This window comes from Luteitalea sp., from assembly GCF_022842525.1.
In the GTDB taxonomy this organism is placed as follows: Bacteria; Acidobacteriota; Vicinamibacteria; order Vicinamibacterales; family Vicinamibacteraceae; genus Luteitalea.
Map to the genome: position 1 here is coordinate 1 of NZ_JALHPM010000181.1, position 12411 is coordinate 12411.

7 protein-coding genes are annotated in these 12411 nt (G+C 69.0%); 4 read left to right on the forward strand and 3 right to left on the reverse strand.

Features of this window, described 5'->3' with window-relative positions:
• The 3 genes from ilvD to Q0C41_RS25165 form a co-directional block, all read left to right on the forward strand.
• Positions 1-1517: dihydroxy-acid dehydratase (gene ilvD, locus Q0C41_RS25155; protein WP_291988611.1), on the forward strand; the 1517-nt coding region annotated here is incomplete at its 5' end.
• Between the two features lie 278 nt (positions 1518-1795).
• Positions 1796-5311, forward strand: a complete 3516-nt coding sequence (locus tag Q0C41_RS25160) for a TonB-dependent receptor (protein ID WP_291988613.1) — start codon at positions 1796-1798, stop codon at positions 5309-5311.
• 375 nt (positions 5312-5686) lie between these two features.
• Positions 5687-7165 (forward strand): hypothetical protein, encoded by a 1479-nt coding sequence (locus Q0C41_RS25165; RefSeq protein ID WP_291988615.1) that lies wholly within the window; start codon positions 5687-5689, stop codon positions 7163-7165.
• Positions 7166-7186: 21 nt separating this feature from the next.
• On the opposite strand, the gene Q0C41_RS25170 is transcribed toward Q0C41_RS25165, so the two are convergent.
• Positions 7187-8218, reverse strand: a complete 1032-nt coding sequence (locus Q0C41_RS25170; protein WP_291988617.1) for a molybdopterin-dependent oxidoreductase — start codon at positions 8216-8218, stop codon at positions 7187-7189.
• Between the two features lie 216 nt (positions 8219-8434).
• On the opposite strand from Q0C41_RS25170, the gene Q0C41_RS25175 reads away from it, so the two are divergent.
• Positions 8435-9709 carry a VWA domain-containing protein gene (locus Q0C41_RS25175; protein WP_291988619.1) on the forward strand — a complete coding sequence of 425 codons (1275 nt, stop codon included), beginning with the start codon at positions 8435-8437 and terminating at the stop codon, positions 9707-9709.
• Positions 9710-9730: 21 nt separating this feature from the next.
• Here the strand turns inward: Q0C41_RS25175 and Q0C41_RS25180 are convergent, their stop codons facing one another.
• On the reverse strand, positions 9731-11767 hold the full coding sequence (locus Q0C41_RS25180) for a hypothetical protein (protein ID WP_291988621.1): 2037 nt from the start codon (positions 11765-11767) through the stop codon (positions 9731-9733).
• A gap of 108 nt (positions 11768-11875) precedes the next feature.
• Positions 11876-12411, reverse strand: a 536-nt coding sequence (locus Q0C41_RS25185) for a TolC family protein (RefSeq protein WP_291988623.1), incomplete at its 5' end; no start/stop codon positions are given.

Sequence of the window (12411 nt, forward strand, 5' to 3'; positions counted from 1 at the left end):
TCGATCAGCTGGCGCGCGAGGCGGCGGCGGGTGTGGATGCGGCCGGCGCGAAGAGTGTCATCTTCAACACGATCACCATCTCCGACGGCATCTCCATGGGCACCGAGGGGATGAAGTACTCGCTCGTGTCGCGCGAGGTCATCGCCGACTCGATCGAAACGGTGGCCGGCGCCGAAGGGTTCGACGGGCTCGTGACGATCGGCGGCTGCGACAAGAACATGCCGGCCTGCGCCCTGGCCAGGCCGCGGCTCGATCGCCCGGCCGTCTTCGTCTATGGCGGCACGATCATGCCGGGCATCTGGCGCGGCCAGCCGGTGGACATCGTCTCGGTGTTCGAGGCAGTGGGGAAACACGCCGCCGGGACGCTGGGCGACGCGGATCTGGCCGACCTCGAGCAGCACGCGTGCCCGGGCGCCGGGTCGTGCGGCGGGATGTACACGGCGAACACGATGGCGTCGGCCATCGAGGCCCTCGGCCTGAGCCTGCCGAACAGCTCGGCGCAGGCGGCGATTTCACCCGAGAAGCGCGACGACTGCCGCCGCGCCGGCGAGGCCGCGGCCCGTCTCGTGCGCGACGGCATCACGCCGCGCAGGATCTTGACGCGCCAGGCCTTCGAGAACGCGATCACCGTGGTCATCGCCCTGGGCGGCTCGACCAACGCCGTGCTGCACCTGCTGGCCATCGCACGGGCGGCGCGCGTGAAGCTCACGCTCGATGACTTCACCCGCATCGGCAAACGCGTACCCGTGCTCGCGGACCTCAAGCCGAGCGGCAAGTACGTGATGGCGGAGCTCGTGCGCATCGGCGGCCTCACGCCGCTCATGAAGCGTCTGCTCGATGCCGGCCTGCTGCATGGCGACGCCCTCACCGTGACCGGCCGCACGCTGGCCGAGAACCTGAAGGACGTGGCGGATTACCCGGCCGGCCAGGACGTGGTCTACGACGTCGCCACGCCGGTGAAGAAGGACAGCCACCTCGTGGTGCTCCGCGGCAACCTCGCCCCCGACGGCGCCGTCGCGAAGATCAGCGGCAAGGAAGGGGAGCGCTTCACCGGGCGCGCCATCGTGTTCGACCGCGAGGAAGCGGCGCTCGAGGCGATTCTTTCCGGCCGGGTGAAGGCCGGCCATGTCGTGGTCATCCGCTACGAAGGGCCGCGGGGCGGTCCCGGTATGCGCGAGATGCTCTCGCCGACGAGCGCGCTCATCGGCCGCGGCCTGGCCAACGACGTCGCCCTCATCACCGACGGCCGCTTCTCCGGCGGCACGCACGGCTTCGTCGTGGGCCATGTCACCCCCGAAGCCGCCGTGGGCGGGCCGCTGGCGCTCGTGAAGAACGGCGACACCATCACCATCGACGCCCGGGCCCGCGCCATCGACGTGGCGCTGACGGCGCGCGAGCTGACGGCCCGGCGCAAGGCCTGGAAGCCGAAGAAGAGCGCCTACGACCGCGGCGTGCTGGCCAAATACCGGCGCCTGGTCGGGTCGGCAAGCGGCGGCGCCGTCACCGACGAGCCCTAGGCCCGGCGGACCGCAGGATCCAGCGAATTGGAGCCCTGCACGCGGCTGCATTGGATCCTGAGATGGACACCATGTCCGCGCATCAGGTAACGCTTGCGTTACACGTCGGATTCGCCCTACGATTCTGGCGCTTTCGTCCGGGTAGTCCCCTGGTTCCCTCCGCTTCCGATTGTTGGCATGAGTGGTGGATCTGCTCTCGGGACGTCCCGCGCGTTGCGCGCTCACGTGAACGGTTAGGGATGGCGTGAGTGTTTAGGGACTATTAACGAGAGGTGACCATGAAGACCCTGCGGCAACTGCTGGTCATTGGCCTGATGGTGGCCATGACCGGAAGCCTCGCGGCAGCCCAGACGTTTACGGGCGGCGTGCGCGGTGCGGTGAAGGACGCGAATGGCGTCATTCCCGGTGTGACGGTGGAACTGCTGAACGAGGCGACGGGCCAGTCGCGCGACGCGGTTTCGAACGAGTCGGGCGAATACAACTTCACGGCCGTGCAGCCGGGCCTCTACACGATCAAGGCCACCCTCACGGGCTTCAAGACGTACGAGAACAAGGGCGTGCGCGTTGCCGCTCAGCAGTTCATCACCCTCGACGTCACCCTCGAAGTCGGCACGCTGCAGGAGACCATCACGGTTACCGGCGCGGCGCCGGTCATCGACACCTCGAATGCGTCGGGCGGCGGCGTCATCAGCACCGAGCAGATGTCGGCGCTCCCGAGCGGCGGCCGGTCGGCGTTCCTCTTCGCCGTCACGCTGCCCACGGTCGTGGCGACGGGCGACCCCCAGTTCAACCGGCAGCAGGACCAGACCAACGCGTCGTTGCTCTCGCTCGGCGGTGGCACGCGCCGTGGCAACAACTACCTGGTCGACGGCGTGCCCGTGGGCGACATCCGTAACCGCTCCTCGGCCAACCCCACGATCGAGGCGCTCGATGACGTGGCGGTGCAGGTGCACACCTACGACGCCGAGACGGGCCGCACCGGTGGCGGTACCTTCAACGTCGCCACCCGGTCTGGCACGAACCAGTGGCAGGGCAGCAGCTTCTACCAGACCCGGCCGGAGTGGGGCATCACCAACAACTACTTCGCGGAGAAGGCCGGCGTGCCCCTGCCGAGCACCTACTACCATCTGGGCGGCGGCGGCTTCGGCGGCCCGATCGCCCGCAACAGGACGTTCTTCTGGGCGGCGGCCGAAGGCTACGGCTCGAAGACGACCCGCAACGCGGCCGTGCGCCTCCCAACCGCGCGAGAAAAGGCCGGCGACTTCTCGCAGAGCTTCGACGCCCAGGGCAACCTGGTGCGCATCTTCGACCCGCTGACGGGCAATCCCGTGACGGGGCAGGGCCGCCAGCAGTTCCCCGGCAACATCATTCCGGCGGATCGCATCAGCCCGGTGGCTCGGGCCATGCTCAGCTTCCTCCCGAATCCCACGAGCGACGTCAGCAACGGCCTGGCCAACTTCAACAGCCAGCCGGTCATCGAAGACCGCGCCATGATGTACACGGGCAAGGTCGATCACCGCATCAGCGACAAGCTGTCGCTGAACGGCTTCTATCTGTACAACAAGACCGACGAACCCTGCGCCAACGCCGTCGTGCCGCAGGGCGATCCGAACGCCTTCATCGACAGCAGCGACTACGTGCTTCGGCGCCGGGTCCACATGCTGGCGCTCAACAACACGTGGCTGCCGTCGAGCAACACCGTGATCACGACCCGCGTCGGCTGGACGCAGTTCCGCGACGACGACACGCTCTCGGTTGACTTCAACCCCGCCTCGCTCAACTTCGCGCCTGCGTTCGGCAGCGCCATCCAGACCCAGAAGTTCCCCCGGGTGCTTGCCACCGACTACTACACGTTGGGCGCGCTCGACCCGTCGGACCGCAACCTCTACTCGTGGAGCGCCAACATCACGGCGTCGAAGCTCGTGGGCCGGCATACGTTCAAGGCCGGTGCCGACTACCGCAACGTGGGCATCGACACCCAGGCGTTCTCGGGCGGTGCCGGCGTGTTCAACTTCGACCGCCGCTACACCTCGCAGAACCCCGCCGTGAACGGCGTCAACGGCGTCAACGCCTCGGGCAACGCCATGGCGGCGCTGCTGCTCGGCCTGCCGTCGGGTGACCCCGACAACCTGAGCCGCATCAACGTCTCGGCCCCGGCGAACTACTTCCTCAACTACTACGGCGCCTACATCCAGGACGACTTCCGCGTCAACTCGAAGTTCACCATCAACGGCGGCGTGCGCCTCGAGTACGAGACCGGTCTCCAGGAAGAGGAAAACCGCTTCACGGTGGGCTTCGATCGCACGGCCAACCCGGGTGGTCAGCTCGGCGCCATCGTCAACCCGCTCACGGGCCAGCCGATGCGCGGCGGTCTCATGTATGCCGGCGTCAACGGCAACGCCACCCAGCAGGGCAACCCGCCGCCGATCAAGATCTCGCCGCGTCTCGGCATGGTCTACTCGCTGAATCCCAAGACCGTGATGCGCGGTGGCTACGGTCTCTACTGGGCCCCCTGGCCCTATCAGTTCGTCGGTGCCGCCAACTACGGACAGGTGGGCTTCAGCCAGGACACCTTCATGGAGCAGGGGCAGTTCTTCCCGACGGCGAACCTGACCAACCCCTTCCCGGCCGGTGTGTTGCAGCCGCGCGGCAACTCGCTTGGGCTGCTCGAGGGCGTCGGCCGCCAGATCGAGTTCATCGATCAGGACAAGAAGGCCCCCTACGTGCACCAGTACTCGTTCGACATCAACCGTGAGCTGCCGGGCAACATCGCCGTCGGCTTCGAGTACTCGGGCTCGACCATCCGTAACGCCAGCCTTGGCGGCGCGAACGACGCGACCCTGAACATCAACCAGCTCGACCCGAGCTTCCTGTCGCTCGGGGCGGCGCTGAACGACCAGGTGGCGAACCCGTTCTTCGGCCTGCCGGTCGGTCAGGGCGTCAGCGTGACCAGCCCGACGATCTCACGCGCGCAGCTGCTGCGCCCGTTCCCGCAGTTCCTGAACGTCCTGATGCGTCAGAACACACAGGGGCGGAGCCAGTACCACGCTGCCATCCTGAAGTTCGAGAAGCGCATCAGCAACGGTTGGGGCGGTCGCATCAACTACACCTTCTCCCGCCTGCGCGACAACTTCTTCGCCGAGACCAACACCTACGCGCAGGTGAACGGCAACATTCAGAACCCCTACGACGTGGACGCCGAGTACGGCCTGAGCGTGCTGGACGTGCCGCACAAGCTGGTGCTGTCGCCCATCGTGCAGCTGCCGTTCGGCGAGGGCAAGCGCTGGGCCAACAGCGGCGTCGGCGCGATGATCCTCGGCGGCTGGACCATGTCGTCGATCATCTCGTTCGAGAGCGGCTTCCCGATCTCGCCGGCGAACAACTCGAACAACCTCAACGGGGCGTTCGCGCTGATGCAGCGGCCGAACCTCACGGGCACCGATCCGAACACGAGTGGCGACCGCGAGGAGCGCTTCTTCGACGCACAGAACCCGGGGCTCTACCTCAATGCCGCGGCGTTCAGCGATCCGGGGCTCTTCCGGCTCGGCACGGCGCCGCGGACCCTGGGCGACGTGCGGACGCCGCGCCGGAACAACTGGGACTTCGTGGCCACGAAGGACATCAAGCTGGCCGGTCGCGCGCGTGCCCAGCTGCGCTACGAGGTGCTGAACCTGCTCAACACCGTGCAGGTCCAGGGACCGAACATCAACGTCGGCGCGGCGCAGTTCGGCCGCATCACGACGCAGCGCGGCTTCATGCGGCTGACGCAGCTGATGTTCCGTCTGAGCTTCTAGCCTGCGGATAGGAGCTGCCGGCCAACGGCTGGTTCCTGACAAGACGCGGAGGGCGGCTTCCTGATGGGCAGGGAGCCGCCCTTCGTCTGTACGCTGAGTTGCTCCCCGTGGACTCGGGTGGTACGATCGGCCGCGATGATTGTTGCGCGGTGGACGCTGATTGGCCTGGTCCTCGTGCTGGGGCTCCTCGCCGGTGCCGCATGCAACCGAACAGAGCCGGACGCGTCGTCAGGGGCGTTACCCGACCAGGCCCGGACGTCTCCCGCGGCCGCGCCGACGTTGCAGTCCGTCGTCACGGCCTCTGACGCTCCGCTCGGAGACCTCGCGTTTCCCACGAGCGGTCCGGCTGAGGCACAGGCCGACTTCCTTCGCGGGGTGGCATGGCTCCATAGCTTCAGCTATGAGGACGCGATCGAGTCGTTTCAGGCCGCTCAGGCCAAGGCCCCGACGTTCGCGATGGCGTACTGGGGCGAGTCGCTCGCCTACAGCCAGCCGCTGTGGTTCAGCGAAGATCCCGCGAAGGGGCGCGCCGCCCTGATGAAGCTGGGCTCGACGGCCGATGCGCGGCTGGCACGCGCACCCACGGAACGCGAGCGTGGGTACCTCCGCGCGGTCGAGGCGCTGTGGGGCGAGGGCGACCGCCGGGTTCGCCATGCGGCGCATGCGGCCGCGATGTCGGCATTGGTGTCCGCCGAGCCGGCAGACGACGAAGCGCGTGTGTTCTATGCGCTCGCGTTGCTGTCGACGATGCCCCGCGGCGATGCCTCGTTGCCAATCCGCGAGCAGGCCGGGCGTCTCGCCGAGGCGGTCTTCGCGAAGAATCCGAAACACCCGGGCGCCGCGCACCTCATCCTCCACGCCTACGATCATGGGGCGCTCGCGCCCCGCGGCCTCACCGCGGCTCGTGCGTACGCGGCGATCGCGCCCGCCTCGAGTCATGCCCTCCATATGCCGGCGCACTTCTTCGTCCAGCTTGGGCACTGGGCCGAGGCGGCGGAGAGCGATGCGGCGGCGTGGCAGGCGTCCGTGGACTGGAGCAGGCGGCGCGGCCAGCCGGTGACCACCTACGACTTCCACAGCCTCGTGTGGTGGCAGTACGCGCTGACGCAGCGCGGCCAGTTCCAGAAGGCGCGCGAGATTGCCGTGTACATCGACCACGCGCTGGCGATTGCGACGGAACAGTCCCTCATCGGCGGCCACCATTACGGCGACAGCGAGATCGGACGAGGCTCGGGGCCCGCGGCGCTGCGCAACGACAAGGGGTCGATGCGGGCGCGTCTCGTGATCGAAAGCGAGGCGTGGAAGGAGCTGGCCGGTCAGGCGACCTTCGACAACGTCGATGAACTCTACGCGCTCGCCGTGAGCGCGCTGACCCTTGGTGACGCCGCGCGCGTGCGGGCGGCCCATGAGGCCCTGATGAAGGCGACGGCGCCGGCGATGGACGCCGGCCTGCGGGAGCAGGCGGCGATCATGGTGCTCGAGGTCGAGGCGCTGATGGCGGCGGCCGATGGCACGCCCGCCGTGGCATTCTCGAAGCTCGACCAGGCGACAGCGCTCCAGGCCAGGATGCCGAAGCCGATTGGCCGGCCGTACCCGGTGAAGGGCGCAGACGAACTCTACGGCGAGGTGCTCCTTCGGTTCGATCGGGCGCACGACGCGGTGACGTGGTTCGAGAAGGCGCTCGTGCGCACGCCGAACCGCTCACGGGCCGTATTGGGGCTCGCGCGGGCTGCCGCCCGTGCCGGGGACGCGGCCAGGAGCCGCACGGCGTACGCCCAGTTCCTGGAGAACTGGAAGGACGCAGACCCCGGTCGTCCCGAGGTCGTCGAGGCCCGGAAGGCGCTCGCGCCGTAGCGGCGGCCGCGCCCGGCGTCCTTACACCTCGTCGATGCGTACGCGACGGATGTAGTACGACAGATCGAGTCGACGCGCGCGCACGGACGAGTCGGGCACACTCAGCGCGATGTCGTAGGGGCCCGGTTCGGTCGGACGCCAGCGATATGTCCAGAGCGCCCAGGTGCGATGCGTCGACGGGGCGGGACAGAGCGGAAACTCCACACCGCGGTCGCGCGAGCCGAAGCGGATCCGGAGCCGGTCGACGGGGCGCGTGCCACCCCAGACGATGCCAATGACGTGGTGCTCGAGCCGCCCGGCCACCAGGCGCCGCTCCACGCGAATCGGTGTCGCTGCACTGTCGATGACGGGCGCCTCGTACTCGCGCGCCTCCAGCGGGCGACCCGATTGGTGGGTGCGGGTGGCATACTCGGCCATCTGCCAGGTGACCAACGCGTCCGGACCAACGAGGGCCAGCTCCCGCACCCACTTGATCCACGCGCACCCGTACCAGCCGGGTATCACCAGCCGGACCGGCGCGCCGTGATCGAGCGGCAGCGGGGTGCTGTTCACCTCCGTGGCGAGAAACGCGCCGAGTTGCGGCAGGTTCGCGAGGGGCAGGATCCAACTGGCGCCCGGTACCGAGAATCGTGAGGACGCCTCGTGGTCGTCTCCGGTGACGAGCACGCCCCAGGCCTCCGGGCCCGGGTGCAGGCGAGCCACCAGGTCGCCGAGAGGGACACCGCGCCACTCCGCGGCACTGATGAGACCGAAGTTGTTCGGGTCGGCATTGCCCGCGCACTCGTTGAGGTGGACGCCCTGAGGCCTCGACAGGCGCCGCAGTTCCTCGATGCCGACGTGTCCGTGTCGGCCACCTTCCCCGAGGGCCACCCGCCACCGAGCCGTGCGCTCGGCCACGCCCGGTGGGGCATCGGTGCGCAGGAACATTCGTGCCGTGGGCGTCACGAGCGTGTCTGGTGTCAACCCGGAGATGTCGGTGAAACGCCGGCGCTCCAGTCCTGGCCCGCCGAGCATCGCCCCGTACTCGGTCGCCCGAGGTTGTGTGCTGGTCACGGGTAGCACGTCGACCAGCGTGCCGGCGGGCGCCTCGCCATCACACGCGGCTTGTGTAAGGAGCCGCGCGAACGACGAATCATCAAGCAGCCAGGCCGCGGCTGCGGCCGTGCCAGCGCGCAGGAGACGACGGCGGGACGGCCCTTCGCAGGCAGGGGCGCGCGGCGTGGCCGAGGGGGTCATCGGTGAGGACGGTCCTATTCTATAATCCACCGTATGCGTCCCGCTGTCGTTGCGCTTGCTCTGGTGCTCTCTGGCTGGGCGCTTTCCGCCCAGTCGCCGGCGCCCGTACCCTCAGGCGCGCAGCAGCCCACGTTTCGCGCCGATGTCGCCCTGGTCACGACCGACGCTATCCCGCGTGATCAGGACGGCCGGTTCGTGCCTGACCTCAGCAAGGATGACTTCATCGTCCGAGAGGACGGCGTCGACCAGCGAATCGATGCGTTCGTGCTGGTGCACGGCGGCCGGACGTTCAACCTGCTGGCACCGCCGCAGGCAGCTCCCGAAGGCATCGTGTTGCCGACATCGCGGCGGCCGGTCGACACCGGCGGGTCCGGGCGCGTCATCATCATCTTCATCGACGACCTCCACTTCGAGGTCGACTACACGCCACACGTCCGCCGCCTGGTCCAGCAGATCGTCGACAACCTGTTGCACGAGGGAGATTTGGTGGCGATGGTCTCGAGCGGCCCATCGGCCATCGAGATCGAACCCACTGCGGACCATCGGCTGATTGCTGCGGCGGCCACCCGGATCCGCGGCTCGGGGCCGTCGCCCGCCGAGATCTTCCGCATGCTGGAGAGCTCCAGTGGTCCCGGCGACATCCGGTTTCGCGCCCAGGTGGCGTTTCAGACGATGTACAGCATGGTCGGCTCGCTCGATCAGGTGCGTAATCGCCGGAAGGCCGTCATCTACGTGAGCCCCGGCTACGATCTCGATCCCTTTGCCGAGGGGCGCAAGGGGAAGGATCGGATCATGGGTGGCCGCTTCGGCGATCCGATGAAGGCGCTCATCGACGAGGAAAACCCGTACTTCCGGTTGAGCGGTGTGCGTGCCGATGCCGACCTGTTCCTGCTCATGCAGGAACTGACGCTGACAGCGAATCGCGCCAATGCCAGCCTCTTCACGATCGATCCACGCGGGCTCGCCGGCGTGGTCGATACGGGCCAATACGTGGACCAGAGCGAGTTCCGGACGTTCCTTCAGAAGTCGACCAGCAGCCTGCGCTTCCTCGCCGAAGAGACCGGCGGCATCGCGGTCGTCAACGACAACGACTTCGCCGCGGCGCTGAAGCGGATCGACGCTGAGACGAGCGACTACTATGTGCTCGGCTACACGTCGTCGAATCCGGATCCCCGGCGTCGCGTGCGCCAGCTCGAAGTGACGACGAAGCGGCCTGGCGTGACGGTCGCCGCTCGCCGCAGCTACTCGCTCAAGACGCCAGGCACGCCTCCGCGCCCGCCCGCGCCGCCCCGAACGAAGAAGAAGTGAGCGCCGAGGCCTCCTGCCCGACTATCGCGGAGAGGAGGCGAACGGCAGCCACTCGCGGACGAGGGCGGCATGACGGCCACCGCCCGCCACGTAGCGCCGGCCGACCTCCATCAGCCGCTGCCGTGACGGCTCGTCCGTGAATTCGCGGAGCTGGGCGACCCAGCCAGCGTAGAGCGCATGCAGGACGAGAAAGTCGGTGTCCTGATCCGCGCCGTCAGGGGCGATGGCGTCGAGCACCCGCAGCGCGTCGATGTAGCGGCGCGCCGCGATGTGGGTCGCAGCGAGCGCGCGTCGAAGGGCGACGTTGGCCGGCTCTGCGTCGAGTGCGGCCGCAGCCACCGCAGCGGCGCGTGAGGTGTCGCGAAGCCGCAGGTAGCCGTCGACCAGCAAGGGCGCGACGAGCGAGTCGTCGAGCCCCTGCGCTCGAGCGGCCGACCACGCGGCGACGGCCTGGCGGTCGTCGCCCGCCGCCGCCGCGGCCGCGGCGGCGACGAACTCGACGACCGCGGCTGGGGCTCCCCTGGCCTGCGCCAGCGAGATCTGCGAAAGCACTGCCCGCGGAGAGTCGCCCAGCCCGAAGAGCCCGACCGCAAGCAGCGCGAGCACGCGTCCCTGCTCCTCAGACGACGCCGTGTCGAGCTGCACGAGTTCGGCGAACCGGCCGCCCTCGAGCGCGTCGAGGGCCCGTGTCAGACTCGGCGAGCAGGGCTCTGTCCGGAGCTGACGCGACAGCGCCTGACGTGTCGCGGCGCCGAGCGCGTGCTCCCGCCGAAACGCCGTCTCCACGCCTGGCGCCTCGCGGAGCAGGCTCTCGGGTGTGCCCCGCACCGTGAAGAACGCTTCGCGGCTGGCGCGCTGGCCGGTCCGTCGGTCGAGGGCCGTCGCCGTGATGCGGTACCGCCCGCGAGGAAACGTGGCCAGCGGAGCGCGGACGGCGCCGAACAGGGGATGGCCCTTCGCCGTGTCGAAATCCGCGGGCAGCGATTGCTCGTCGTAGTGTTGCGGGAGCAAGGAGCCGAACGTCGTCAGACGATCGTTCACAATCCGTGCGACGTCGAAGCTCACGTCGACGTCGGGCTTGCCGGTGATCGACCCGCTCGGATTGATGATCTGGAAGGCGAGTCCCAGGCTGCCGTCGGCCGGCAGCACGTTGCCCAGGGCCGGCGTGACCTCGAGTGCGCCGAGGGCGTACGGGTGAGCGCCCTGCTGGGTGGGGGCATACGCCGTCGTGAGTGGTGCGGCACGTTCGGCGACGATGAGGTCGCTCACGCCGAAGGCCGCCGTCGCGGCTGGCAGCGACAGTGAATACCGCAGGACCTGTGGTGACGGGGCTCGTCCTCCGATGCTGGTCCACGCCACGTAGGCATCGAACTCGCCCGGCCCCCCCGTGAGGCCCCGCTGCACCACAAGGCCGTCCGGCGTGGCCGTCGGTGCGGTCTCGAACTCGAAGTCCTCGAAGGGCAGCATCTCCGAGAGGCGAGTGCCCTCCCGTTCGAGAGCCGCGAGACGCCGGGCCTCGCGCTCCTTGTCGTTTCTCGCGGCACGCTCCTGATGCAGGCCCATCAGGCGGAGTGCCGACGTCGCGTCGACCGCTTCACTGGGCCTGCGCGTCGATGCCGCGGCACCTCCGATCGGCATCTCTCCGACCGGTACCGTCGTCACCCGCCCAGGCTGCATCGGGAGGGGGTCAGCTCTGAGGCCCACGAGCCATTCCCGCACGGCCGAACGCTCTGGCGTCGACGTCTCGAAGGCCCGCCGGCGGGTTGCGAGACGAACGTATGTCGCCACCTTGCCCGTGGGCGCCGGCTGCCCGGGCAGGAGCGCACGGATGGCGACGTAGTGCGCGCCGTCGGACACGCGAAGCACGTGGTGCTGCCACACCGCGTCAAGAGCGGGCGCCTCGCCGGCGGCGGCACGGTCCACGGCGGCGACCAGCGCTTCGAGCGCCTCTCGCTCGCGTGTCGAGAGCCTGGGTGCGGTCTGGGCCTCGACTGGCGGGGGCAGCATCGCCAGGCCGACCACGAGTACGGCAAGCACCGGTGCGCATCCTCGACGCATGCCTCGACTCCTCCGCAGCACACCGTCACGGTATCACGAGGCGTGCTCAGAGGAGCGGGCGCAGATCGACGCACGGGGACCGTGGGTGACAGCGCGCGTGGGCGTTCATCAGGGCGCCGGCACTCGCTCCAGCACGCGGCCGGTGGCCCGGTCGAGGCGCGCCAGCGCCTTCTCGTAGTCGGTGTGCGCCCGGATGTCGCGCACGGCGGCATCCGCCGCCGCCAGTTCCCGCAGGTTCACGAGGAACTGGGTGGAGTCGCCGAGGTCGAACCGGTCGCGCTCCAGGCGCTCGAGTTCGCGGGCCACCTCCACTTCGTCCGAGACGGCGTCGCGGATGGCCGCGGCCGCGCGCACGGCGCTCAGCGCGTCCTGCACTTCGGCGCGCACCTGATCCTCGACCCAGCGCAGGTCGAGGTCCGCGCGCGCCAGGGCCGCCTGGGCCTTGAGCGTCTGGCCGATGGCCTTGCGGCGCTGCACGGGCAGCGAGAAGGTGAGGCCCACCTCGAGCGAATTGCCGCCCTGGATGGATTCACGGCGTTCGCGGCCCACTTCCGAGAAGAAATCGAGCGTGGGCAGCTGCGTGTTCTCCGCGAAGCGCAGTTCGACGCGCTGGCGGTCGCGCGAGAGGCGGCGCGCCTGCACGT